This is a genomic window from Thermasporomyces composti, assembly GCF_003386795.1.
Classification (GTDB): Bacteria; Actinomycetota; Actinomycetes; order Propionibacteriales; family Actinopolymorphaceae; genus Thermasporomyces; species Thermasporomyces composti.
Window position 1 is genome coordinate 4,059,239 of record NZ_QTUC01000001.1, and the last position, 25,131, is coordinate 4,084,369.

23 protein-coding genes and 1 pseudogene are annotated in these 25,131 nt (G+C 69.4%); 19 read left to right on the forward strand and 5 right to left on the reverse strand.

All coding sequences use genetic code 11. From position 1 onward, the window contains the following. Window positions 1-295: 295 nt before the first annotated feature. The gene (locus DFJ64_RS17665; protein WP_115852210.1) at window positions 296-2,056 is read right to left on the reverse strand and encodes a GAF domain-containing sensor histidine kinase; all 1,761 of its coding nucleotides are present in this window, start codon (window positions 2,054-2,056) and stop codon (window positions 296-298) included. 408 nt (window positions 2,057-2,464) lie between these two features. Between DFJ64_RS17665 and DFJ64_RS17670 the strand changes: the two genes are divergently transcribed. The 13 genes and pseudogenes from DFJ64_RS17670 (at window position 2,465) to DFJ64_RS17725 (ending at window position 14,404) form a co-directional block, all read left to right on the forward strand. Next, window positions 2,465-3,361 carry a universal stress protein gene (locus tag DFJ64_RS17670; RefSeq protein ID WP_115851444.1) on the forward strand — a complete coding sequence of 299 codons (897 nt, stop codon included), beginning with the start codon at window positions 2,465-2,467 and terminating at the stop codon, window positions 3,359-3,361. Between the two features lie 168 nt (window positions 3,362-3,529). Then, window positions 3,530-4,210, forward strand: coding sequence for a response regulator (locus DFJ64_RS17675; protein ID WP_115851445.1), 681 nt, complete (start codon window positions 3,530-3,532; stop codon window positions 4,208-4,210). A gap of 149 nt (window positions 4,211-4,359) precedes the next feature. After that, the gene (locus tag DFJ64_RS17680) at window positions 4,360-5,280 is read left to right on the forward strand and encodes a universal stress protein (protein WP_115851446.1); all 921 of its coding nucleotides are present in this window, start codon (window positions 4,360-4,362) and stop codon (window positions 5,278-5,280) included. Window positions 5,281-5,422: 142 nt separating this feature from the next. Then, window positions 5,423-5,935 (forward strand): hemerythrin domain-containing protein, encoded by a 513-nt coding sequence (locus DFJ64_RS17685; protein WP_115851447.1) that lies wholly within the window; start codon window positions 5,423-5,425, stop codon window positions 5,933-5,935. 156 nt (window positions 5,936-6,091) lie between these two features. After that, entirely contained in the window at window positions 6,092-6,979 is an 888-nt protein-coding gene (locus DFJ64_RS17690; protein WP_115851448.1) for a nitroreductase family protein, read from the forward strand. Next, window positions 6,976-7,854, forward strand: a complete 879-nt coding sequence (locus DFJ64_RS17695) for a universal stress protein (RefSeq protein ID WP_115851449.1) — start codon at window positions 6,976-6,978, stop codon at window positions 7,852-7,854. Before DFJ64_RS17690 ends, DFJ64_RS17695 begins: the two co-directional genes overlap by 4 nt. Further along, window positions 7,851-8,132: pseudogene (locus DFJ64_RS20265) on the forward strand (acylphosphatase); the annotation flags it as partial. The gene DFJ64_RS17695 and the pseudogene DFJ64_RS20265, both read left to right, overlap by 4 nt. A 126-nt stretch (window positions 8,133-8,258) precedes the next feature. After that, window positions 8,259-9,959, forward strand: coding sequence for a Kae1-like domain-containing protein (locus tag DFJ64_RS17700; RefSeq protein ID WP_425452218.1), 1,701 nt, complete (start codon window positions 8,259-8,261; stop codon window positions 9,957-9,959). Between the two features lie 79 nt (window positions 9,960-10,038). After that, the gene (locus DFJ64_RS17705) at window positions 10,039-10,512 is read left to right on the forward strand and encodes an Hsp20/alpha crystallin family protein (RefSeq protein ID WP_170152660.1); all 474 of its coding nucleotides are present in this window, start codon (window positions 10,039-10,041) and stop codon (window positions 10,510-10,512) included. 437 nt (window positions 10,513-10,949) lie between these two features. Further along, window positions 10,950-11,219 carry a DUF1876 domain-containing protein gene (locus DFJ64_RS17710; protein WP_115851452.1) on the forward strand — a complete coding sequence of 90 codons (270 nt, stop codon included), beginning with the start codon at window positions 10,950-10,952 and terminating at the stop codon, window positions 11,217-11,219. Between the two features lie 202 nt (window positions 11,220-11,421). Continuing rightward, the gene (locus tag DFJ64_RS17715) at window positions 11,422-12,168 is read left to right on the forward strand and encodes a hypothetical protein (protein ID WP_147304749.1); all 747 of its coding nucleotides are present in this window, start codon (window positions 11,422-11,424) and stop codon (window positions 12,166-12,168) included. 156 nt (window positions 12,169-12,324) lie between these two features. Further along, entirely contained in the window at window positions 12,325-13,215 is an 891-nt protein-coding gene (locus tag DFJ64_RS17720) for a class I fructose-bisphosphate aldolase (RefSeq protein ID WP_115851454.1), read from the forward strand. A 46-nt stretch (window positions 13,216-13,261) separates the two neighbouring features. Further along, window positions 13,262-14,404 carry a baeRF10 domain-containing protein gene (locus tag DFJ64_RS17725; RefSeq protein WP_115851455.1) on the forward strand — a complete coding sequence of 381 codons (1,143 nt, stop codon included), beginning with the start codon at window positions 13,262-13,264 and terminating at the stop codon, window positions 14,402-14,404. On the opposite strand, the gene DFJ64_RS17730 is transcribed toward DFJ64_RS17725, so the two are convergent. Further along, window positions 14,372-15,286, reverse strand: a complete 915-nt coding sequence (locus tag DFJ64_RS17730) for a universal stress protein (protein ID WP_115851456.1) — start codon at window positions 15,284-15,286, stop codon at window positions 14,372-14,374. The genes DFJ64_RS17725 and DFJ64_RS17730 overlap by 33 nt on opposite strands. Window positions 15,287-15,534: 248 nt before the next feature. On the opposite strand from DFJ64_RS17730, the gene DFJ64_RS17735 reads away from it, so the two are divergent. Both DFJ64_RS17735 and DFJ64_RS17740 read left to right on the forward strand, forming a co-directional pair. Beyond that, entirely contained in the window at window positions 15,535-16,146 is a 612-nt protein-coding gene (locus DFJ64_RS17735; RefSeq protein ID WP_147304750.1) for an Rv1733c family protein, read from the forward strand. Window positions 16,147-16,303: 157 nt separating this feature from the next. Continuing rightward, window positions 16,304-17,764 carry an AMP-binding protein gene (locus tag DFJ64_RS17740; protein WP_170152661.1) on the forward strand — a complete coding sequence of 487 codons (1,461 nt, stop codon included), beginning with the start codon at window positions 16,304-16,306 and terminating at the stop codon, window positions 17,762-17,764. On the opposite strand, the gene DFJ64_RS17745 is transcribed toward DFJ64_RS17740, so the two are convergent. Further along, window positions 17,751-18,635 carry an HAD family hydrolase gene (locus DFJ64_RS17745; protein ID WP_115851459.1) on the reverse strand — a complete coding sequence of 295 codons (885 nt, stop codon included), beginning with the start codon at window positions 18,633-18,635 and terminating at the stop codon, window positions 17,751-17,753. The two genes, DFJ64_RS17740 and DFJ64_RS17745, sit on opposite strands and share 14 nt — an antisense overlap. A 62-nt stretch (window positions 18,636-18,697) precedes the next feature. Next, the gene (locus DFJ64_RS17750; RefSeq protein WP_245941206.1) at window positions 18,698-19,486 is read right to left on the reverse strand and encodes an HAD family hydrolase; all 789 of its coding nucleotides are present in this window, start codon (window positions 19,484-19,486) and stop codon (window positions 18,698-18,700) included. A 129-nt stretch (window positions 19,487-19,615) separates the two neighbouring features. Here DFJ64_RS17750 and DFJ64_RS17755 point away from each other — a divergent pair, with 129 nt between their 5' ends. The 4 genes from DFJ64_RS17755 to DFJ64_RS17770 all read left to right on the forward strand — a co-directional run bounded on the left by DFJ64_RS17755 (window position 19,616) and on the right by DFJ64_RS17770 (window position 23,231). After that, window positions 19,616-20,614 (forward strand): type I glyceraldehyde-3-phosphate dehydrogenase, encoded by a 999-nt coding sequence (locus DFJ64_RS17755; protein WP_115851460.1) that lies wholly within the window; start codon window positions 19,616-19,618, stop codon window positions 20,612-20,614. A gap of 126 nt (window positions 20,615-20,740) precedes the next feature. Next, on the forward strand, window positions 20,741-21,736 hold the full coding sequence (locus DFJ64_RS17760) for an Acg family FMN-binding oxidoreductase (RefSeq protein ID WP_115851461.1): 996 nt from the start codon (window positions 20,741-20,743) through the stop codon (window positions 21,734-21,736). Next, a complete protein-coding gene (locus DFJ64_RS17765; protein ID WP_115851462.1) occupies window positions 21,736-22,605 on the forward strand; it encodes a universal stress protein in 870 nt (289 codons plus the stop codon). Before DFJ64_RS17760 ends, DFJ64_RS17765 begins: the two co-directional genes overlap by 1 nt. 53 nt (window positions 22,606-22,658) lie before the next feature. Continuing rightward, entirely contained in the window at window positions 22,659-23,231 is a 573-nt protein-coding gene (locus DFJ64_RS17770) for a CBS domain-containing protein (protein ID WP_147304751.1), read from the forward strand. 22 nt (window positions 23,232-23,253) lie between these two features. Here the strand turns inward: DFJ64_RS17770 and typA are convergent, their stop codons facing one another. Next, window positions 23,254-25,113, reverse strand: coding sequence for a translational GTPase TypA (gene typA, locus DFJ64_RS17775; protein WP_115852212.1), 1,860 nt, complete (start codon window positions 25,111-25,113; stop codon window positions 23,254-23,256). Window positions 25,114-25,131: the final 18 nt, after the last annotated feature.

A 25,131-nucleotide genomic window follows, 5' to 3' on the forward strand; every position in this document is an offset into this window, starting at 1 on the left:
CCCCGCGGGCAGGCCGATACCGCCTGGATACATGGGGGCGGATCCACACAAGGCGGGTGGACTTGGGCAGCGAAACGACAGATTTTCTTGGACGGTCATCTTTTCTCGGACGGTCATCACGCGTTGACGGAACCCGGCCTCGACGCTGCTGCACCTGACGTGCCCGCATCGAGGGAAGTGAGGTGCCTGTATCGGGGGATCGGTCAGACCGTCCGACGTCGCCGGAGGTGCTGGGCTCCCCCGGGAGCGTGCAGCGGCTTCGGTCAGTGCTGCCTCGGGCCGCTCGCTGGAGCCCTCACGGCGAGAGCGGAACCTTCAGGGTCAGGACTGTCCCGCCCTTCGGACCCGGTTCGACCGAGAAGGTGCCTCCGAGGCGTGTGGCGCGTTCGGCCATGTTCGTCAGGCCGCTGTAGCGCGGCGGATTCTCGGGGATACCGACGCCGTTGTCTGTCACCCGCAGCTCGACGCTGCGATGGAGGACGTTGGCGCGGAGCAGGACCTCGGCTCGGGTGGCGTGGGCGTGCCGGACCACGTTGCTGAGCGCTTCCCGTAGCGTCGCCAGGATCTCCGGGCGCATGGGGTCCGGCACGAACGTGTCGAGCGGGCCTTCGAGGACGACCTGCGGCTCGAAGCCCAGGGCTTCTCCGGCCTCCTCGGCGATCTCGATGACCTGGGCTCGCAGGCTGCACTGGTTGTCGCGCTCCTGCAGGGAGAAGATGGTCCGCCGGATCTCTTGGATGATCGAGTCGAGGTCACGCACGTAGCCGACGACGCGGTCGGCCACGTCGACGCGATCCACCTGCCGCGAGATTCCCTGGAGCCCGAGGCCGACGGCGAACAGTCGCTGGATCACGTGGTCGTGGAGATCGCGAGCGATCCGGTCGCGCTCTTCGAACACCGCGAGTCGATCCCGCTCCTCCTGAGCACGGACGAACTCCAAGGCGAGCGCAGCGTGCCCGGCGAAGGTCGTCACCATGTGCATGTCCGGCGGCTCGAAGGCACCCTGGATGTCGCGCCGGGTCACGATCAAGACGCCAAGCGTGTGAGGACCTGAGGCCAGCGGCACCAGGAGCACTGACCCGTCCTTCAGATGTGTGGAGTTGGCGCTCCCATCGGCGAACCCCAGGGCCGCGACGTCTCCGCTGTAGACGTTCGGACGTCTCGTGCGCATGACGTCGCCAACCGCCGTGCCGTCTGTGGAGAGCCGCTCGTTGCGAAGATGCTCTGCGCCGGGCCCAGCGGCCGCCTTGATGATCAGGTCGCTCGCGTCCTCCTCTGGTTCGAGCAGAGCCAGCAGACACACGCGAGCTCCCGCGACAGCTCGTGCCCGCTCGACGATCAAGTCGAGGGTCTCACCGAGAGACGCGCCGCTGAGCAGGTTCGCGGTGATCTCCGTGGACGCCAGCAGCCAGCTCTCGCGCCGTCGTGACAGGTCGTACAGCCGCGCGTTCTCGATCGCGATTCCCGCGGCCGCCGCCAGCGCGACCACGACCTCCTCGTCCTCGTCGGTGAAGTCTCCGCCACCCTCCTTCTCGGTCAAGTACAGGTTCCCGAAGGGCAGGCCGCGCACCAGGATGGGGACGCCGAGGAACGACCGCATCTGCGGGTAGCCGGCGGGGAAGCCACAGGAGCGCGGGTGCTCCCGGAGGTCATGCAAGCGGATGGGGCGCGGCTCGTCGATGAGGAGGCCCAAGATTCCCTTGCCGCTCGGCAGGTGGCCGATGCGCTCGCATTCCTCCGCGCTCATCCCTGTGTGGATGAACTCCTGCAGCGTGCGGTCGGCGCCGATCACACCGACCGCACCGTAGCGGGCGCCTACCAGGTCGCACGAGGCACGGACGAAGTTGTGGAGTACCTCAGGCAAGGACAAGCTGCTCGAGACCGAGACGACCGCCTCCAGCAGCCGGTGGACCCGGCGCTCGTTCTCGACGAGCTGATCGGCGCGATCGACCAGTTCGCCAAGCAACGTGTGCAGGCGCAGCCGACTTAGGTCGGGCAGAACCAGGTCATGCTGAATCTGGGCATCCCCGGGACCAGGACCTGGCAGTTCGTCCATGTCCATGGGGCCTCCTACGGTGAAACCAACCATCAGGCTAGTCGACGGTTGTTCGTCACGGCGGTCAATCTGTCCCGTATTTCCCGAGTTCGCTTTTCGGTTGGACAGAAAGCGCGAGCGCCAACACCAGGGATGTTTCTCATCATGAAGGAGCGCTCAACCGGCGTAATCTCTACCGGCAATACTGTGAAGGTTGGCCTGCTCCCGAGAGGGAAGAAGGGGCGAAGGTCCCGCGACTGACGCGCGAGGTCGACATCCGGTCCGCGCTTCCTGGCCCAGGTTTACGCGGGCGGGCCCTTGGTCATCAGGACCTTGGTCCCTGTACGCGCCCAAGTGTCGCACGAAATTCTGACCGCTGGGTCGTCGTGGGTCGTCGCTGCCGAGCGGGGACCTCGAGGAGGTGTCCCGATGAGCAGGCGTCCGCCGCTGGGCGGGGTTGTCGTAGGGGTGAATGACGGGTCGTCGGCTCGTGGTGCGCTCACGTGGGCCGCTCACGCGGCGCGAGCCCGCGGCCTTCCCCTCGTGGTCTGTCACGCCTACGGAACCGACGAGACGGGGGCGAGCTTGGAGCTGGCCTGCGCCGCTCGCAATCGGGCGCTGCGCACCGCACGTTACGGAGTGGAAGTCGCCGAGTCGGCAGCTCCCGGCGTGACCGCGACGGCGTGGGCGGAGGAAGGTAGTCCTGCGCAGGTCTTGGTTGACGCGTGTGTCGACCCGTCGATGATCGTCGTGGGTTACCGCGCTCATGGTGTGGTCGCCGCGCAGGTGCTGGCGATCCTCGCCGCAGGACCACGGGGGCCACGGTGCCCAGTCGCCGTGGTACCTCCTCGGGTCGGTGGGCTGCGGCGGCTGTCGGCGAACCGGAGCGGTCGGGCCGGTGGTCCGGTCATCGCGGTGGTCACGGGAGGCGACGCGGACTGGGACGTGCTTCGAGTCGCCGCCGCCGAGGCGGAGATGCGGAAGGCGAATCTGGTTGAACTACGGTCGGGTCGCGGGCTCCGCCGCGGACCGCTGCCGACCGTGCCGAAACATGCCGAGCTGCTCGTCGTGGGTATGCCGCTGCAGGTCGCATCGGAGCTTCTCCCGCGGCCTGGCCGGGACGCACGGACGGGCGGGAACGAGCTGTCGTTGGCTGCGGTGCTCGGCTACGGGGCACTCCGTCGCTCCGGTCCGCCTGTCCTGCTCGTCCCGATCCGCAGTGGTAGTCGGCAGTTGACTGATCGAGAGCGGTATGGATCAGGTGTGGCGGCGAAGGCGTTGGCGTCGGCTGAGGATCGTCTGGTGCCGACACAGCACAGATGGTGAGCGACAATGAGAACGAGAGCGAGTTGCGTGCCCGGCGAGGTTGGCGCTTGATCGACAAGACCACGTTGACGTCATCCGACGTCAGGTCTCGTTGACAAGAGCGGGGTATGACGTCAGCAACCGCGGTGGCTCGCGACGTCGCGCGGGATGAGCTGGAGAGAGGTACGGATGGCCATCAAGGTCTTCCTGCTGGACGACCACGAGGTGGTCCGGGTCGGACTACGCCAGCTCCTCGAAGCCGAGGAGGACATCGAGGTCGTCGGTGAGGCGTCGACGGCCGCGCAGGCCCGCGCGCGCGTGCCAGCACTACGACCGGACGTCGCGGTGCTGGATGTGCGGCTTCCAGACGGAGACGGCGTGACCGTGTGCCGCGACATCCGGTCCTCGATGGACCCGCCGCCGGCATGTCTGATGCTCACCTCGTTCTCCGACGACGAGGCCCTCTTCGACGCGATCATGGCCGGCGCAGCGGGTTACCTGCTCAAGCAGGTCAGCAGCACGGATTTGGTCGGTGCCGTGCGTCGCCTCGCCACCGGCGAGTCGATGCTCGACCCGGCGTTGACCGCGGCGGTGCTCGAGCGGCTGCGACGCGGTCCGGAGCAGGAGGATCCGCGTTACGCCTCGCTGACCGAGCAGGAGAAGAAGATCCTTGACCTCATCGCCGCTGGTATGACGAACCGGCAGATCGCCCAGTCGATGTTCCTCGCCGAGAAGACGGTGAAGAACTACGTGTCCGGCATGCTCCGCAAGCTGGGCATGGAGCGCCGGACGGAGGCCGCGGTCTTCGCTGTCGAGCGCGCCCGCCGAGAGCGGGCGGCCCGGTCGCAGCAACAGCAGCATCAGCAATGACCAGCCCTCACGCACGGGGGACTGTGCGTGTAGTGCCGCCAATGTCCTAGGCCTTCGGCCCGGCACTCGGTCGACCTTGGTCCCTCCTCGGGAGAGGTCCAGCCTCCCTAGCCTGTCCGGCGATCAGAGTCGACGCGACTGGGGGACCTATGGGTGGTGGGAAGCGAGCGTCGGTCACCGTCGCGGTGGATGGGCGGCCGGAGAGCTGGACCGCGCTGCGTTGGGCCATCGCTGAAGGATGGGACAGGGGCGGCCTGCTGCGGCTGGTCCACGTCGCTGAGGCCCCCGTGGTGGATGGGTGGTACCAGCCGCACGACTACGACGCCGCCGCGATCGCCGAAGCCGCCGACCGCATCCTCGCCGAAGCCGTCGTCGAGGCCCGTGCCCGTTCCAAGGGGTTGCCTCTCGACGCTGTGCTGGCCGACGGTGATCGCGCCGACCAGCTCCTGGCTGAGTCCGAGCGAACCGACCTGCTTGTCCTCGGGGCCCGCGGAGGAGGCCGGCTCGCTGGAGCCGCTCTCGGCTCGGTCAGCTCGGTGGTGGCAGCGCGGGCGCGCTGTCCGGTCGTGATCGTCCGTGGCATCGCAGGCTACCCGGAGGGACACGTCGTGGTCGGCGTTGACGGCAGTCCTGTCACCGATGCCGTTCTCGCGTTCGCCTTCGACCACGCCAGCCGCCACCAGCTGCCCCTGCGGGCCGTGCTGTGCTGGCGGCCGTACGCGGTGAGCTCGCTGCGCCGAGCCAGGTCCGAGCGCCAGGCGCGGCAGCATCGTCTCCGAGCCGCCGAGGCGATGGCGGAGGCGATGGCAGCCTGGCAGGACAAGTACCCCGAGGTCCCCGTCGAACGCTATGTCCTGGAACGCCATCCCGTGGACGGGCTGATCGAAGAGTCCCTCCGAGCGAACCTGCTCGTGGTCGGGGCGCATGGGCGACGAGGAAGCGGACCGGTGCTGGGCTCGGTGAGCCAAGGAGTCCTCCACCACGCGACCTCGCCGGTCGCGGTGGTCCACGCCGCGACATGTCCGGGTCTCGCCACGGCAACAGCGCCCGAAGGGTCGACGACCTTCTGACAGGCCCGTTCCGGGACCTTTCGCGGATAAGAGTGGACCTCCCGCCGGCGTGGCGGGACTATCGCCCAGCCGACGACTGCCGTCGATCGCCCGCATCCTGAGATGCATAGTCGACGTCCCCCGTTCCTGTGGAGGAGCCCCCATGGTCGAACTGGCTGGTGTGCGCCGTAGGCACGAGGAGTTCGGTGAGGCTGTCGAAGCGCTGCGCGAGACAGCTGACCAGATGGAGGAGGGAACGACCCTCGAGCTCTGGGACCGCCTCACCAACGCGGTCGGCTTCCTCAATCACGAGCTGCTGCCGTACGCGGCGGTGGAGGAAGAGATCCTGTATCCCGCGCTCGCCGTCGCCGCCGACGCCGCCACGCCTGTCGACGTCCTGCGCGCGGAGCAGCTGGAGATCAGGCGGTTGACGAATGAGCTGGACGAGGCACGCCGTGGCTTGCCTCTGGGTGAGGGTGGTGCCTGGTCCAAAGTGCGCTCGGTCCTGTATGGCCTGCACGCTGTGGCGCGCATGCACTTCCGCATCCAGGACGAGGTCGTCTTGCCGCTGCTCGAGGCGGAGCTCGATCCTCGATCCGCTGAGCAGCTGGATGACGCGATCAGAGCGGTCGCCCACACCGCGGGTCGGTCGCCGGTGTACGAGAGTCTGACCTGACATCGGTCCCATCCAGCTGCTGGCGCGGCCGCCGAGAGGACTGTGTGGATCGGGGCCGAGGGCTCGCGTTCGGCGTTGCTCGCGAGGCTCTTGGCCCTGACCGCACAGACCCGAGGACTCTGTGGGGGATCCACGCCGGGTGGAGAGCGTGGATCCATGCCTCGCCCCCACACCTTGACCGCTGAGGAGCAACGGTTCGTCACCGAAGTGGCGTCCCACGCTCCCGCCATCCTCGGTACGCCCTGGCGCGTCGCCTTCGCTGCCGGCCGCGTCGAAGTGTGGGCGGACGGAGACCCGCGTGCCGAGCCTGCCCGCTTGGTGGCCCTCGCCTGCGGCACCGCGACGTACGACGCCTGCCTCGCTCTCCGCGTCATCGGCCGTGAGGCATGGGTCCATGTCCAACCGGAGCCAGCCACCCCTGCCCTGTGTGCGGTCGTGCGTGTCGGCACACGTCGCGCGGCCGGGGTGGAGGACCTCGCCCAGTACCACGCCATCGCGTTGCCGAGGATCGACGATCGACGGCACCGAAGCGGACCTCTGCCCTTCTCGCTCATCACACGCCTGGAGGGTGAGGCAGGTGTCGAGGGCGCGCTCCTCGACGTGCTCAGCACCGCCGAAGCCGACGAAATCGGACGGATCCTCACAGAGCTCCGCCGCGTCCAAGGTGGTGAGGCGACGGCTGGGCGGCCTCGGGACGGCGAGGGCGCGAGGACGGGTTCCTGGAGCGACGGTCTAGCCACGTCGTACCAGGTCGGTCGGCGAACGTTGGCTGTCCTGTCCACGCCGGGCGACTCGGAGAAGGACAGGATCCGGGCCGGCATGGCGATGGAACGCGTTCTGCTCGTCGCGGCGATGCACGGTGTCGTCGCGTCCGTGATCAACGCACCGGTGGAAGTGCTGTCCAGCGGTGGGCCGTTGCGCTTTGCCGCCTCGCCGGACTGCCCGCAAGTGGTGGTCGAGCTGGGGTATGCGCGTGCGTCGGGCGCGGAGACCGCGCGAGTACCGGTGCAGGTGACAGGGACGACGGGAAGGTCCTCTGCATGAGCGACAACGGGGCCCGGACGCCGATCGTGGTGGGCGTCCGAGGTGACGAGGTGTGTTCCGGAGAGCTGACGTTTCCAGTCGACTGGGCTGCTCGAGAGGCGGCCGCGCGAGGTGTCCCGTTGTGGCTCGCGCATGCGTTCCTCAGTGACGGCGACGAGCAAGCGGTCGAGGGCGATCAAGGGATCGCCGCCCATCGGGCGGCTCGCAGTCTGGAACGGACCGCCGCTCGAGTGGCTCACCACTACCCGGACCTCCCGGTCGCTTTGGTCGCACGCCGCGGCACACCGGTCGCGGTCCTGGGTGACCTCGCCACCGAGGCCGCACTCGTCGTTGTCGGACGGCATCGCGGAGGGCGGGTCGCGGCTGCGGTGCTCGGCGCGGTCACCCCCGGACGGCTCCCGAGCCCTTCGGGACCGGTGGTGGCGGTCCCGGCCCGACAGCCGTACGTCGCTCGGGACGCCGCCATCTGCGTGGGTGTCGCCGAGCGAGGACCCGCCGTGAGCGCTCTGGACGCGGCGTTCCAGCAGGCGTCGGCGCACGACATGCCGATTCGCCTGGTGCGCTGCGTCCCGGAGCGTCACGAGGACGGGAGGTATGACGAGCCGGTGTGGGCCGCTGTCGAGCCTTACCGGCGTGCTCATCCGTCGGTGCGAGTCGACGTCGACGTCCTCGTCGGAGAACCGAGCGAGCTGCTCGTCAAGGAGTCACTGACGGCCGGCTTGCTCGTCCTGGGTCCCCGGCCCGGATGGGGTAGGAGACTCGGCCGGGTGGGGTCTGTCGGTCGGGACGTCCTCGGCTCTGCGGCGTGCCCGGTCATGCTCGTCCGCGACGCCGAGCCCGCCATGCACGCACGACCGTTGGCAGCGCGCCGATGAGTAGCTCGACCGTCCGGCCGGCGTCGTCGGCCTCGTGGACCGCGCCTGTTGCTGGTGACTCTGCCGTCCGTCAGACACAACGCTGGGAGGTCCACGGCGACGTGCGCGGTGTCGGGTTTCGACCCTTCGTGCGGCGTGTGGCGACCGAGCTTGGCCTGGATGGCACGCTACGGACCATCGGTGGCGTCGTGCGGATCGACGTGGCCGGGTCTCCCCAAGCCTTGGCCGCCTTTCGGCGCAGGTTGGTCGGCCAGGTTCCGCCGCACGCGATCGTGACGGACGGCGAGGCTCCCCATCTGCCTGGGCCTGCTCCGGGCACTGGCTTCTGTGTGGAGCCAACCGGCCAGTCTCAGCTGGAGTCGGCGGAGGCCATCGTGTGGCACCCACCTCCTGGGGGAGGTCACGTGGCGCGCGGTCACCAGGCGATCGCCGCCGCGGTCGCGGTGGTCGACGCGGGCGCGGTGATCGCGGTGCACGACGCGGACGGTCGCGCTCTGGTCTGCGACGCCACGCGGCCACGTGCGGTCGCCGCGCTCCGTGGTCGGGCGCGTGACTGGGCCAGGCCGCTCCCTGTCATGGTGTCCGATCGTGAGGTGGCGCGTCGTCTCGCCGTGCTGACCGCCGACGAGGAACGGTTGCTCACCTCGCGCGGAAGTCCCATCGTCCTGGTGACCGCCGGACGTCCACGGCCGCCGCTGGCCGCCGGAGTGAACCCGGTGGGCGAGCGAGTGGGCCTGCGTCTGCCGTCCACAAGACTCCAGCGCCTGCTGCTCGCCATGGTGGACCGACCGCTGGTGGTGACGGCCGACGGGGCGAGTTCCCCGCACGTGAGTGGCGTGCCACTGGGCACGCTCCTCGTCGATGCGCCAGAAACACCCCGCTCTTCCTCTCCACCGTCCGTCGTCTGGCTGGTCGACGGGCGGTCCGCGTTCGTGCGGCGCGGTCGGGGCGAGGCGTCCACTCCTGTGCGCCTGCCCATCCCGGCGCGTCAACCGATCTTGGCGTTGGGGGGTGGTCACACGTTCGCCATCGCCGAGGGGCACTCGGCGCACGTGAGCGAGCCAAGCCTCGAGCACTCCGCGAACCCGGGAGCGGCCTTGGACGAATGGCTCGACGGTGCTCTGCGTCGCACCCCGCCCGCGGTCGTGGCGCACGACCTCGACCCGCAGGACCCCAGCACCCGGCTCGCGGCCCGGTGGCCGAAGGCGTGTCGGATCGCAGTCCAGCATCACCACGCGCATGTGGCCTCGTGCGCGGCCGAGCACGAGATCGACGAAGCCTTCGTGGGTGTCGCCTATGACTACCCACGCATGGGCGAGGATGGAACGCTCTGGGGTGGCGAGATCCTCGTCGGTGATCTTCGGACCTATCGGCGGGTCGGACGATTCGCGACGACACCATTGCCGGGCGGGGCGGTGGCGCTGCGGCGGCCCGCTCGTGTCGCGCTCGGGTACCTGCTCGCGGGCGAGCGGTTGGGTCGTGCCTCCATGTCACCCGCGCTCGTGGAGTCCTACGTGCGTCGGCTACCCGCATGGGAGGTCGCGACCGTTCGACGGATGATCGGCTCCGGTGTCAACATCCCAATGACGTCGAGCTCGGCCGTGCTGGTCGACGCGGTCGCGAGTCTCCTCGGACTGCGGGACGACACATCGTTCAACGGGGAAGCCGCGCTGATCCTCGAGGGGGCTACGCGAGGCCAGCGTGGAGAGGAACTACCCTGGCGCCTCGTCAACCACGATGGTGTCTGGGTCTACGATCCCACCCCCACCTTCTCAGCGCTGCTCGCCGGTCTCCGTGACGGTGCGTCGGTGAGTGTGCTGGCGGCGGGATTCCACGCGACCATGGCCAGCGTCACCGTCGCGCTGTGTGTGGAAGCCGCTCGAGCGGTCCATTCCGATGTCGTGTGCCTGTCCGGCGATCTGTTCGCCGCCAGCCATGCCCTGGCGACGTCCGTCGCCAACGCGCTGCGGTCGGCGGGTTTCCTGGTCTACGGTAACGAGCGCGTACCCAGTAGTGACGATGGGGTCTGCTACGGGCAGCTGGTGGTCGCTGCGGCCCAAATGGCATGGCAAAAGGTCACCCCACCATGGGCCGCTCGACCCTAAGGTCATCCTCGCGATCTGTGCTGAACTGGCATGGAAAGCGAGGAAGGTGGTGGCACGGATGGTGACGACTCGACGCCCGATGCGTCGCGCTCTGCCGGATCTGTTCGATTGGGTGGAGACGCTGCCTGAGCTCTTCACCTGGGCGACCTTGCCGACCGTCTCCGGCGTCCGTAGTTTCCGGGTCGAAGAGTACGTCGACGACGGCACCTACGTTGTCCGAGCGGAGCTTCCGGGAATGAGACCGGAGGACATCTCCGTCGAGGTGGATAACGGGATCTTGACAATCCATGCTGAGCGGAAGCAAGAACACCGTGAGCACGGGATGACCGAGTTCCAGTACGGAGAGTTTGAGCGACGGATCGCGTTGCCGAAGGACGGGGTGGACGAGTCGAAGATCACCGCCCGGTATGACGCCGGAATTCTCGAGGTGACAGTGCCGGTCACCCAGACCCAAAGCCAGCCGCGCGCCATCCCGGTCCAGCGCACCGAGCAGCAAAGCATCGAGGGCAGCGGCACCGCCCAGCAGCAACCGAGTCAGCAGCAAGGGAGCTGACAGGGGGAGAGAGCACCGACTACTGGGGGGCGGTCGGTGCGGCGGGTGCGGCGCCGGGAGGCGCCGCACCCGCCCTTCTCTCTTGCCGTGCCTTCACGGGCAGCACTTTCGGTTCCCACGGCCACACTGCCGGTGCCCGGGCCCTTGACCGGGGTCGCAACCGCTTCGTCAGGGGGAGGGCGAAGGACTCACCTGATCTGGCCCAACGGCCCTGTCCGACCGAGGGCGCCGACGATGGAGTGGGTAACGACAGGGGAAGCCCTTCGCGGATCTCGTGGAAGGCGGAGAGATTCGTTGACCGCGATGGTCGGGGCGGGCTTCCCCTGTCACATTTCACGCTGTCAAAGCCACGAGCTGTCAGACCGTGGCCTGTCCGGTCGACCGCTGGAGCGGGACGGTCTGCTCGGCCCAGGTGGATGTGCGACGAGGCGGTCACTATGTCGAGCACCAAACGTTGGAACGTCGACATCTTCATCGACGAGTTCGAGAACAAGACTCGCGCGGAAGCCAAGCTGGTCAAGGAAGACAAGACGCAGTTCTCAGGTGTCGGTCTGGCGCGGCGGAACCCCAGCGATGTCAACGTGCCAGAGATCGGTGACGAGTTGGCGACCGCCCGGGCGCTCTCGGAGCTGGCCCACCGGCTGCTGCACGTCGCCGCCCGGGACATCGAGAGCATGACACATCAGCCCGCACGCCTGGACCAGTAGAACGCTGTCGAGCTGATCGCCACGACTCGAGGCGTCGTTCCCTCGTCCGGGCTTTCTTAGGCGCGCCGAAGGTCCCTCCGCAGTCCTCTGCTCGCCGGCAGGGACGGGTCCTCCGGCACTGCCCGCTCCGACGCGGCGAGAGTGCAATAAGCGCGTAGTTCGTCGGGGTTGTCGGCCACTGGACGGGGGAGTGGTGACCGCGATGCGCCTGGGCAGAACCGTGCTCGTCTTCCTCGCGGCCGTCGTGGCTCTGAGCGGGTTCGGCGCCGTCGTGGTTGGGTCCGTACTCCTGTGGAGCTATGGCACGCAGCGGGACGCCGACGGCTTCCTGTTCGGTGGGGTGAACCAGTTCAGCTCCGCGGGTTATGCCGTCACCTCGACCTCGGTCGACCTGCATGCCAAGCCAGGCGAGTTGGTGTGGCTGCCCGGACAAGACCTGACCGCGGTGAGGATCGACGTCGCACGAACCGACGACGGCCCGGTGTTCGTCGGGATCGCGCCGCGACCCGACGTCGACCGGTACCTTCGCGGTGTCACACACGACCGGATCACCGATGTCCGTCTGCTGCCGTTCGAGGCGCGCTATGACCAGGTGTTGGGAGGGCACCAGCCCGAGTCGCCGACCCGCGTGGGGATCTGGATCCGCTCCGAGGCCGGTCGCGGGACCCAACAACTGACCTGGCAGGTGCAGCCCGGCCAGTGGACCGTAGTCGTGATGAACGCCGATGGACGTCCCGGGGTCTCCGCGGACGTCGCTGTCGGAGTGAAGTCGCCTCTTGTCCTGCCCGTTGCCGTCGCGGTCGCGTCGGTCGGCGTCATCGTTCTCTCGCTCGGAGTCGGCCTGCTGCTCCTCGCCACCAGGAGGAGGGCGCGGGCGGACTGGACCGAACCCTATCGACCACCCAGTGATGGCGAGCCTTCGCCAGCGACGACAGGCCGCGCGCGCTGACAGACGAACGTCCCGCCGACCTTGGGGCCAAGCGCGGACCTTCGGCCCTGTCGGGTCCCAGCTCGGACTCGAAGCCTGGGAGGTGCATGGGCGTGCCGTGGCCGCCGAACGCGCGCGGCAGGCGCACACGCACGAACTCCTACCGGAGGCTTCTCGATGACACGTCCTCAGCTGCGGGAACTCGGACTCAACACCGGCAAGAAGGCTCGCCTGCACCGGATGCTCTTCCGGCACGGCGTCGGCAACGGAACCGCGATCTTCCTGCCATACGACCAAGGTCTCGAGCACGGTCCCCGCGACTTCTTCCCGAACCCGGCCGCGGCCGATCCGGCGTACATCGTCAAGCTCGCTGTCAAGGGCGGTTTCAACGGCATCGCGATCCAGATCGGTCTGGCGGAGAAGTTCTACTGGGACTACGCGGGTGAGGTTCCGCTGATACTGAAGCTGAACGGGAAGACCGACATCCCCTCCGACGCGGAGCCCGTGTCGCCCCTGGTTGCCAGCGTCGACGACGCGGTTCGGCTCGGCGCGGACGCGGTGGGTTACACGCTCTACGTCGGATCGCCCAAGCAGGACGTGGACTTCCGGGAGTTCCACAAGATCCGCGAGGACGCCCACCGGGCTGGCATGCCGCTGATCGTGTGGGCGTATCCCCGTGGCGCTGACGTCGACGCCAAGGGCGGTAAGGACTCCTTCTACGCCGTTGACTACGCCGCTCGCACCGCGGCCGAGCTGGGCGCCGACATCGTCAAGGTGAACTTTCCGCGACCCGAGCTCAAGTCAGGCGTTCGCAAGGAGTACGCCGCTGACTTCACACCACAGCAGGCCATCGACGCGGTCGTCCGCTCGGCGAACCGCACCTACGTGCTGGTGTCTGGGGGCGAACGCGCTGGTGACGAGGCGATGCTGGAGAAGGCGCGCCAGGCGATGGACGCTGGCGCTCTCGGTTTGATCTTCGGGCGCAATGTCTGGCAGCGCAGCTACGACGAATCGCTGGCGTTCATCGAACGGTTGAAGCAGATCCTGGCGAAGTACCCCGGGTCCTAACCGCAGGACCTCCACCGCCACCCCCGCGAGAGACCTGGGAGCGACGATGATCGACGCCAAGCAGGTCATACGCCTGCTGCAGTACAACGACCCGGACAACGTCTTGCTGTCGGTTCACCTCAGCGTGCCCGCCGAGGTCCCGGGGCTGCGAGAGATGTCGGTGCGACTCGACAGCATGCTGGGAGCCTTGGACGCCCCGGCCGACCACCGCGCCCGTATGGCGCTGGCGGCCGAGGTGGAGGCGATCCGGAGCGCGGTGACCGAGCACGCTCGGGACTGGTTGGGACACGGCGTCGCGATCTACAACTCGGCCGCCCTCGGCTTCCACGAGGAGGTGGCCGTCGCGACGCCACTGCCCGACCGTGTGGTGCTGGGTCGGCGTCCCTACGTCCGCCTGCTGCTGTCAGCGCTCGCGCACGTCAAGCCCTACTTCGTGGTCGTCGTCGACCGACGCCAGGCCTGGCTGTACCGGGTGGAGGGACACGCGATCGAGCGGTTGAGCCGGTTGGTCGACGAAGGAGTCCGGGACTCCTCCTACGGGGGGTGGGCCGGTTTCGAGGAGTACCGCGTTCGAAACCGAGCCTGGGAGCTGGCCCGCAAGCACTACCGCTCGACCGCCGCCACGTTGGACTCGCTGCTCAAGGACAACGACCGGGAGTTCGTCGTCGGCGGCAACGAGGTCAACATCGTCGAGTTCATCGACCTGCTGCCGCACCCGCTTCGCGAGCGTGTCGCGGGCACGTTCGTCGTCGATCCGCACACCATGACCGCGGGGGACCTGCGCCTGCTCAGCGGTCGCGCCCTCGCCGAGCGACGGGCACGGTACGAGGCGCGCCTGCGCGCGGACTTGTCCGACTGGGCGGCCAGCGGGCTGGCGGTGACCGACCTGCAGCGGTGTGCGGAGATGGTCACCCAGGCGCTGGTGGATCTCCTCATCGTCATCGGCGACGAGGAGATCCCCGGATGGGTCTGCGACTCCACCGGTGACATCCTCGTGGACCAGCCGGTGTGCCCGACCTGCGGGCAGCGTGCTCGCCGGCTGGAGGACGTCATCGATGAGATGGTCGCCCGCGTGGTGAGCTTGGGGGGCCGCGTGGAGTTCCTCAGCGGGCCCGGACGTCCCGGCGAGGACGGTCGTCCCATCGTGGGCGCCCGACTACGGCATCGGCTCGTTCGCCGCGAGAGCTGACGCGAGCGGGGAGGGGTCCGGGACCACCGCGACCGGGCAGCTCGCTCGGTGGAGGAGTGCCCTGGTCACCGTGCCGGGAACGGAGCGCCGCGGCGGGTGCGGCCGGCCGAGGACCACGAGCGCGGCGCCGCGGGCGTGTCGACTGAGGGCGGGGACCGGGTCGGACTCCTCGACGACGGCCTTCGTCGGCGTCGTCGGGTACTTGTCTCGCCACGGGGCGAGGGCGCTCCACAGCGCCTCCTCGGCCTCCGCCCCAGACCTGCGGCCGGGGTCCCGGGCGGGTCGTGCTCCCGGTTCGGTCGGTCTCCAAAAGTGCGGTGACGCGGCGTAGACCGCGAGGATCGGCGCGGACCTTTCCCGGGCTGCCTCGAAGGCGAACTCCAGCGCCCGGTCGTGGTAGTCCGCTTCGATGTCGATGCCGGCGACGACAGGAGCGTCGGTCGGCCGGTCTCCGCTCCAGTCCGGCGGCACCACGACGACCGGAACGTCGGAGTGCACCGCCACGTGGAGTGCGGTGGAGCCGAGGACGTACGACGTGATCCGCCCGCCGCTCCGCCCCACGACGAGCATCCGCGCGCGCCTGGCGTGGTCGACCAGGACCCGACTCGGCGCTCCCGCGACGAGCGCCGTACCGAGACGCGGCGGCGTTGCGGATACGTGGGCGCGCGCATCGTCGAAGATCACGCGACCCTCGTGGTACATCGCGAGCATGGCGGCCTCTGGGCTGCGTCGCTGACGGGCACCGACGGCAGCTGCGTGGATCATCCGCACCGATGCGCCGCGCCGAGAGGCCTCCTCCACCGCCCAGTCGAGGGCGCGTCGCGCGTTCTCCGATCCGTCGACCCCGACGGCGATCACAGGTGTCGAGGTTCCACCTGGCATGCCCGTCCCCCTCCGCTCATCGACTCCCCGCCAGTGTGGGGTCTTCCCGGCACGGCGGCAGGTCGCGCGGGTGGGCGAGGGTCGCGCGTCACGTCAGGTCGGACGGCACGGGCACACCGGACCAACGACCCCTGCGGTGCTGGGCCGTTCCGCGTCAAGCTGTCGCCGGGGTTGCTCCGAGCTTCGCCTGAGTTTTCCGGGCGCGAGGGCTCGCCTGGGAGAGTCCGAGGCTCGCCGAGGAGGTTCGGATGCGTCGACGGTGGTGGCGGCGAGGGATGACGCGGGTAGCCCGTCGCCTCGCGTGGAGCCGGAACCCGCTGTATCGCACCACGGATCGGCTGGAAGGACTTCTCCTGCTGCTCACGATCCTCGCGGCGATCCTCGCCGTCCCCGTGGCCGTCGCCGTCGGACAGCGGACGCACGAGGAGGGGATGCGGACGACGCGGGCGCAGATCGCTACAGGTCGCTGGGAGAAGGCCCGGCTCCTCGAGGCCGCGCCGAGCACGGTCACATCGCTCCCGGATACTCCGACCGACCTCACCGCGCTCGCCCGAGCCACCTGGCGTGGCCCGGACGGGACGATGCGAGAAGGTCAGGTGCCCGTACGCCCTGGGACACCGGCGGGCGCGACGGTTCGTACGTGGATCGACAGCTCCGGCAGGGCGACCCAGCCTCCGTTGACGGCTTCCCAAGTGTCCGACCGAGCTGTCGCCACGGGCCTCACCACCTGGCTCGCTATCGAACTGGGTGTCGTAGTCGTCTACATCTTCCTGCGGTGGCTGTTGGATCGGCGGCGGCTGGCGTCGTGGCGCTCGGAATGGGAGCAGGTCGCGCCCCGGTGGACAGGACGGTCGCGGTAAACGCCGCCTCGCGCTGTCGTGCTGCGGCAAGCAGGGTGGGACTTTCGACCCGTCCCGGCCGACGCCCCCTCCCACAGCGGCCCCTCGGTCGACGATGGTGGCGGCGTCTCGGCCCAAGGCTCACGTGCTGACCGACGGCTCGCCGCCGGAGGTGACGATGGCATTGGAACTCGTACCCACCCGTCAGGTCGTACCGCCGGACGACGGCCGGTCCGCACACCGACTCGGCGACTACGCGCGGGCGAGCCGCGACTTCAGCTGGGAGACCGCTCGACGCTGGCTGGCGGGCGCGCCGAACGGTGGTCGCAACATCGCCTACGAGGCGGTGGACCGCCACGCCGAGGGGGATGGCGCGCAACGGGTAGCCGTGGCGTACCGGGACGCCACGGGTCGGCCGCGCGAGCTGACCTATGCGGACGCGCGAAGGGTGACGAACCAGTTCGCCAACCTCCTGCAGTCGCTCGGGGTCGCTCCTGGTGAGGTGGTGGCCTCCCTTGCCGGCCACACCGTCGACGTCGTCGTCGCCACGATCGGGGCCCTCAAGAACGCGAGCGTGTGCGTGGCACTGCACCCCTGTCTGGACCCGATCGAGATTCGTCGACGGTTGGCGCTCGCTCGCGCGCGGGTCCTGGTGACCACGCCCGAGCTGTACCACCACGTGGTCGCCCACATGTCGCCGCCGTACCTGGATCACGTGCTCGTCACCGGAGCGAGCACGGACCATGTCACCGGCGCGGGCGACAGCGTCGAGACGCACGATCTGCGGACGTCGCTCCCCCGGATGGACGAGGACTTCGACATTCCACCGACCGATCCCGACTCGGCGGCGCTGGTGCACTTCACCAGCGGTACGACCGGTGTGGCGAAGGGCGCTGTCCACTCGCACGAGGCGGTGGTCGCCTACCACGCGACGGCCGCCTACGCACTCGACGTCACAGCCGACGACGTGTACTGGTGCACGTCGCATCCCGCCGAGGTCGGAGGCCTGCCGTACTCGGTCATCGCCCCCCTCACCCACGGTGCGACGGTCGTCCTCGAAGACGTCGCCGGTGATCCGCGGCGTCTGTACGAGGTGGTGCAGGAACGGCGGGTGAGCGTCTTGTGCACGACGCCATCGGTGCTCGCCCGCGCGGAACGTGCCGGCATGGGCGCGGCGCGGGCGTATGACGTGTCGTCCCTGCGGTTCGTCGCGAGCCTTGGCGGGCAGCTACCGCCCGCGCTGGTGACGTGGGGACAAGAAGCGCTGGGCCGTGTCGTGCACGACATGTGGTGGCAGACCGAGACCGGCGTCATCGCGATCAGCAACTTCGCCAGTATGGACGTCCGACCGGGCTCGATGGGCCGACCCGTGCCCGGCGTCACCGTCGGCTTGATGACCGACGACGCCGACGAGCTCGTCTCGCCTGACGACGTCGTGATCGACCCGGACCAGGTGGGGGAGCTCGTCGTTCGGACGGACCTGCCGTCCCTCTTCATCGGGTACCTCGACGACTACGAGTCGTACGACGCGTCGTTCGCCGCTGGTTGGTACCGCACCGGTGACCTCGTCCGTCGAGACCACGACGGCTACTACTGGTACGTCGGACGCGGCTCGCGCGGGTACGTCACACCGGCTTGACGAGAGGACGTCGCCGTCCCGCGACGTCGAGCTGCGCCAGGTCACGGACCACGAGATGGGCACCGGCCCGACGCAGTTCCCGCTCATTCGAGGCCCTGTCAGTCGAGGGCCTGTCACGTGAGGTCCTCTCACCCGGGCCGGTCGAGACCTCCACCGTCGGTCCGCTGTCCACACCGACGACCAGCCCGAAGCCGAGCCGGCGGGCGGCCCTCACGCCGGTCAACGAGCGCTGCACGACCGCGGTCTGGGTTGGTGGCAGGCGCAGACGCCGGACCGACTCCGCGAGCACCGCCTCCTCGAGTTCCTGGCGGAGGTCGCGTTCCTCCCGCTGTCCGGTCCCTCCGCTCCGCACGGTCGTCGGCTGACCGTCGAGGTGGCTGCGGTCGACCCGCACATCGAACAGCGACGCGACCTGGGCCGCGGTCAACACGCGGGTGCCGATCGGGGCGGTGGACACCGCCGCTGTCGCGGCATGGCGGTCTCGCAGCTCGCGGACCAATGCGACGCACGCGCGGAAGGGCGCCACGCCGTATCGTCCGATCTCGCGAAGGAAGAGGGTGACCTGCCGTCTCGTGATGTCGTCGAGAAGGTCGACGCTCTCGTCGTCGACACCACGCGAGGCGAGGAACTCGCGGACACCGTCGGAGACCGTCCGGCCGTCGAGGTAGCGGAGGTAGTCCATCTGGACGTCGAAGGGTGCGGCCTGGACGCCTCGCGCTCGGCAGCGCCCGCGCAGGAACATGTCGAGGCTGTGCTTCCAGGCCGCCGCGTGCACAGGGGCGGTGTTGGCGACGACACCGTCGATCTCGAAGATGACCGCTCCGATGCGGTCGAGGTCAAGGGTCCGGTCGAGGTCAGGGGTGTCGGTCATCACACGCTCCCTCCGGCGACGATCCGGGCGTTCGATGGCGAGATCCGGGCCATCGGCGAGGACTAACGACGGACCAGCGACCGTTCGTGGCGCCGTCCGACGAGAACGAGGTCGGCGAGGTCGTCGACGACGACGTGTGCACCGGCCTCGTACAGCTCCCCGCGGCATCCACGCCGGTCCACCGCGACGATGGGCTCGAAGCAGCCGTGCCACGCGGCAGTGACCTCGGCGAGTCGGCTGGTCACAACCGCGGTCCGGCGGGGCGAGACGCCCAGCCGGTGCGCTACCTCCACCAGGACGCCGGGGTCGGGGGCGGGCGGTAGTCCCAGCGCTGCCACGTCGGCGCCGTCGAACGTCACGTCGAACAGGTCGGCGACGTGTGCGCTCGCGAGAAGCTGTCGTGCGTTCCGATCCCACGACACCGCGGCCGTGCGAAGACCGCGTGCTCGTAGCTCGTGGAGCAGCTCGACCGCCGCGGGGAACGGCCGTGCGCCGCGGGCCCGCAGCTCTCGGGTGAACCACAGGTCCTTCCGCGCCGCCAAGGACGCCACTGTGTCCTCCGATGGACCGGCGTCCACCGATGGGTCGGCGGGCCTCGTGCTGATCTTCACGCCTCGTGCGGTGAGGAAGTCCCGCACCGTCTCCTCGGAGGGGCGTCCCCGCGCGTAACGAAGGTAGTCGGCGGGTACCTCGAAGTCGGGCACCCGCTCGCCACTGCCGGTCCTTCTCCGCAGGAACTCCTCGAAGGTGTTCTGCCAGGCGATCGCGTGGAGCTGCTCGGCATCGGCAACTACATCGTCGACGTCGACCATGACGGCTTCGAGGCGGTCGAGGTGGAGGGTCGGTCGCACGCTCTCAGAGTGGAGGCGCACCGCCGTCACCCGCAGAGGCTTCGGTCATACAGCGCTGGGACGTCCGCCCGCTGCTCGCTGTCGGCGACCGGCGCACGCTGAGGAGGGCCCTCGGGGAGGGGAAGGTTGATGCCGGTACGCGTGGCCCTCAACGGATTCGGCCGAATCGGGCGGAGTTTCCTCCGCTGCGCGCTGGAGCGTGACCTGGACGTGGTCGCCCTCAACGAGCAGGCCCCGGTCAACGTCCTCGCGCACCTGCTGACCTACGACTCGACGTATGGGCGGCTGCCGATCCCGGTCCACCACGATGAGAGCGCCATCTACCTCGACCGCACGCCGGTCAGCGTCTCCGCTATCCCCGAGCCCGGCGAGCTGCCATGGGGCGCCTTGGGCGTCGACGTGGTGATCGACGCGACGGCACACGTCGAGAGTCGGGAGTGGGCGGCGGGGCACCTCAAGGCGGGCGCCCGGAAAGTGATCGTCGCGGCGCCGTTGGAGGACGCCGACCTCACCGTGGTCCTCGGCGTCAACGAGGGTCACTACGAGGCGATGCGCCACGACGTCATCTCCGCCTCGTCGGCGACCATCAACTGCGTGGCGCCGATCCTGAAGGTGCTGCACGACGCGTTCGGTGTCATGAAGGGCTTCGTGTCGGTCGTGCACGGATACACCAGCGACCAGACGTTGCTGGACAGCCCGCACGACGACGTGCATCGCGCTCGGTCAGGCGCGGTCAACATCATCCCCATCAGGACGAGCGCCGCCCGCTCGCTCGGGGCGGTGCTGCCCGACCTCGAGGGGCGGCTGGACGTGGTGATGCTCCACGTGCCGGTCGAGGACGGCTCGCTAGCGGAGCTCACGGTGATGCTGGAACGCCCGGCGAGCGCTGGGGAGGTCAACGTGGTGATCCGGCGCGCAGCCGAGGGAGGCCTGTCGGGGATCGTTCAGGTGACCACCGATCCGATCGTGTCGCGTGACGTGCTGGCAGAGCCGGTCTCCTGCCTGTTCGACATGTCGCTGACGCGCAGCAGCGGCGACTTGGTGCGGATGTTCGCGTGGTTCGACAACGAATGGGCGTTTGCGAACCGCTTGGCCGACCTGGTGGAGTACGTCGGCCATCGGCTCTGAACGGGACCTCCGCCGCCGCTGGTGGGACCGTTGGCGCTCCACCGAAGGTCGTGTCGCGGTCAACCTGAAAGCAACGCAGCCGAGACATGCGTGCGTGGTGCGCCGGGTGCCCAGGGGAGGTGGCGCGTGCTCGACCACGAGCTCGAGGCCATGGAGCGCGAGATTCTCCTCGAGGCCGCCGTCCTGGCGCCATCGATGCACAACACGCAGCCGTGGAAGTTCGCCTTCCGCGACGACACGATCGAGGTGCATCGGGACCCGCTGCGTCAGCTCGGGGCTGAGGATCCCGAGGGACGGATGCTCTGCATCAGCGTCGGAGCGGTCGTCTTCAACATCCGAGTCGCCGCCGCGTCGCTCGGGAGGGCTACACGCACAAGCGTCCTTCCCGATCCCGCCCGGCCCCTGCTCGTGGCCGAGGTTCGGGTAGGCGAGGTCGGCCGCGAGCTCCCAGACCCGGCGGGCTTGTATCCGTACCTGCCGCGGCGACGGACCAGTCGACAGCCGTTCGACGAGCGGGAGATTCCCTCTGATGTGCGGTCCGAGCTCGCGGAGGCGGCGGCACGGGAGGGCGCTGTCGTGGAGTGGGTCACCGAGCCCGCTCGAGTACGACGCCTCCTCGGGCTCGCCGTCGACGCCGAGATCGCCGAGGCGGACGATCCGCGCCGGCTCGTCGAGCGAATGCAGTGGGTGGGTGGGGATCGCGAGCGGGACGGCATACCGTCAGACGCGCTCGGGCCACGACCGGCGGAGGGAGTCGGACCCGTGCGGGATCTCGCCGTCGAACCGAGTGACCGGTTGCGCGCGACCGCCGCCTTCGAGCGCCACCCCCAGCTCGTCGTCGTATGGACGCCGGACGACGACCCGCCCGCGTGGCTGGCCGCTGGCCAGGCCATGCAACGCGTGCTCTTACTCGCTACAAGCCGCGGCTTGGCGGCGTCTCCGCTCACCCAGCCACTGGAGCACGCCGAGCTGCGCGAGGCCGTCCGCCAGGACGCGGAGCGACACGGTCACCCGCAACTGATCCTTCGTCTCGGGTACGGCCCGCCAGGGCCGAGAACACCGCGACGGGCCGTGGAGGAGTTCCTGCTTGACGACACGGCACCGGGAATGGGCGGTGACTAGTGGCTTCCTCCACCGCGCGAGCGTTCGTCGTCGGGATCGACGGATCGGACAGCGCACGTGCCGCGGTGGCGTGGGCCGCCCGTGAGGCTCGCGAGCGGCGCGCGCCGCTGCGGCTCGTCCACGCGTACGTGTGGCCCTTGCTGCATCTGCCGCGAGGTTTCCGGATGGGGCCGAGCGGCGGCCTGCACGCCCACACCGAGCGGCTGCTGGAGGAGGCGCGGCGAGCCGCGTGGGAGGCCGCGCCTGGTGTCGACGTCGATGCCCGCGCGCTCGTCCGGTTCCCGCTTCCGATGCTTGTGGAGGAGAGTCGGGACGCGTCCTGCGTCGTCGTCGGCTCGAGCCGCACGGGCCCGGTCTCCATGGTCGGATCGGTGGCCCTCGGTCTGATCGCCCACGCGTACTCGCCCGTGGCGATCGTGTGCGGCATCGCACCGGATCGGTCCCACCCACGGGTGGTCGTCGGGGTCGACGGATCCCCGTCGAGCTGCGCGGCGATGCGGCTCGGGGTCGATCTCGCGGCCCGCCGGCACGGCACGGTGGTGGCAGTCCACGTCGCCAGAGCGGGCCCGGCCCGGGCGAGGGCAGCCGCCAGCGGCGTGCGGTGGATCGAGGAGGCGCTCGCCGGCTGGCGGCGGTGCCACCCGACGCTCCCGATCGAGGAGCGGATCATGTCGGGCCGGCCGGCCGACGTGCTCGCCGGTCTGTCGGACCAGGCCGCCGCCGTCGTGGTCGGCACCCGCGGATATGGCGTCCTGGCCGGGCTCCTCCACAGGTCGGTGAGTCACGGGCTCGTGCGGCACGCCCGCTGTCCCGTGCTCGTCGTCCCGGAGAAGGCAGCGACCGAGCTGCCCGTCCCGGGCTCGCCGTGAAGGTGACAGAGGAGGAAGACGATGCGGACTCCGCTGTCGAAGGTGGCGGCGCGGTGAGCGCCGCCAACGAGCCCGTCTACCAGGGCGGTCTGGTGGGCACTGCCAACGGACACGGCCACCAAGGCGGCCCGGTGAGCGCTGCCGAGGTCGATCGCGACCGTCCGGTGACGACGGTCGGTCCGGCTCGTTCCGTGGTGCCGTGGCAGCTCCGTGGGGAGCAGGTCCCGCGGTCTCAGGCGTCGACGCCGGTCGCGCGGCTGATGTCCACCGCGGCGCCGACGGTGCGCGCGGACGCTCCGCTCGCGTCGGCCATCGAGCTCTTCCTGGTCTCTCGATGCCGTCACATGCTCGTGCTCCACGCCGACGGCACGTGCGCGGGGGTCGTCGCCGACCGGGACATCCTGGCGGACTGGCCCCTTGACGCCGAGCGGCTCACCGCGCGCCAGGTCCGGCACGTGCTGAGTCACGTGACGCCCATGGTCGAGACGGACTGCTCGGTCGTCGACGTCGCCCGCCTGATGGCGCGGTACCGCGTGGACGCGGTCGCGGTGGTCGACGAGGTGGGTCGGCCGGTCGGCCTCGTGACCTCCAATGAGATCGTGCGCCTTGTCGCGTCGATGTCGTGAGTCCCAGGCGCGCGGTCGCGAGCTACCGACGCCTGGCTCGGCGCTTCTCCCGCTCCGACCGGGACAGGATCGTCTTGCGGAGCCGGATCGCGTCCGGCGTCACCTCCACGCACTCGTCCTCGCGACAGAACTCCAGCGCCTGCTCCAGTGACATGTGCCGGGGCGGCGCGAGCCGCTCCAGCTCTTCCGCGGTGGAGGAACGGATGTTGGTCAGTTTCCGCTCCCGGCAGGGATTGACGTCCATGTCCTCGGCGCGAGCGTTCTCCCCGATGATCATGCCCTCGTAGACCTCCGTGCCGGGACCGACGAACAAGGTGCCGCGCTCTTGGAGGTTGAAGCAGGCGTACGCGGTCACGGTGCCGCGTCGGTCGGCGACGAGGGAGCCGCGGGCTCGAGTGCGAAGGTCGCCGGCCCATGGCTGGTAGCCCTCGAACACGTGGTGGAGCAGGCCGGTGCCTCGGGTCTCGGTCAGGAAGTCGGTCCGGAAGCCGATCAGCCCACGCGCAGGCACGAGATAGTCGAGCCGGACCCATCCGGTGCCGTGGTTGACCATCTGCTCCATCCGGCCACGCCGCGGGCCGAGCATCTGAGTGACGACACCGACGTACTCCTCGGGGACGTCGACGGTGACTCGTTCCACGGGCTCGTGGAGCGTGCCGTCGATGATGCGTGTGACGACCTGCGGCTTGCCGACGGTGAGCTCGAAGCCTTCTCGCCGCATCATCTCCACCAGGACCGCCAGCTGCAGCTCGCCTCGCCCTTGCACTTCCCAGGTGTCGGGTCGATCCGTGGGACGGACTCGGATCGACACGTTGCCGAGCGTCTCGGCGTCCAGGCGGTTCTTCAGGAGACGGGCGGTGAGCTTGTCGCCGCTCTGACCCGCCAGGGGAGAGGTGTTGATCCCGATGGTCACCGAGATCGACGGCTCGTCGACCCGGATCACTGGGAGCGGCTTGGGGTTCTCCGGGTCGGCGAGCGTCTCACCGATGGTGATGTCGGGGATGCCGGCGATCGCCACGAGGTCGCCGGGTCCGGCCTTGTCGGCTGGTACCCGGTCGAGTGCCTCGGTCATCAGCAGGTCGGTGACGCGGACCAACCGCACGTCACCGTTCGCCCGGCACCAGGCAACCGTGGACCCGCGCGTCAGCTCCCCTTGGTGGATCCGACAGAGCGCGAGGCGGCCGAGGTACGGCGAGGCGTCGAGGTTCGTCACCTGTGCTTGCAGCGGTGCGCCCTCGTCGTAGGTCGGTGGCGGGATCGTCGTGAGGATCGTCTCAACGAGCGGCCGCAAGTCGGGGCTGTCAGGGAGAGAGCCGTCCGCGGGCTGGGTGAGGCTCGCGCGGCCTGCCCGCGCGGAGGCGTAGACGATCGGGAAGTCCAGGGCGGACGTATCAGAGGAATCGTCGTCCAGCAGGTCGAGGAAGAGCTCGTAGGTCTGGTTGACGACCTCGGCGATGCGGCTGTCGGGTCGATCGACCTTGTTGACGACGAGGACGACCGGCAACCGCTTCCGCAGCGCCTTCCGAAGCACGAACCTCGTCTGCGGGAGCGGGCCCTCGGCGGCATCGACGAGGAGCAGGACCCCGTCGACCATCTCCAGAGCCCGCTCCACCTCGCCACCGAAGTCCGCGTGGCCGGGCGTGTCCACGATGTTGAGGGTGACGGGCCCGTCCTTGGTCTCCCACCGGACCGCGGTGTTCTTCGCGAGGATGGTGATGCCCTTCTCGCGTTCCAGGTCCAGGGAGTCCATGACCCGCTCCGCGACGTCCTGATTGTCCCGGAACACACCGGACTGCCACAGCAGCGCGTCGACCAGCGTGGTCTTGCCGTGGTCGACGTGGGCGACGATCGCGAGGTTCCGCAGGTCAGATCGGACGGCCATGTGGGTCATCCTGTCGGA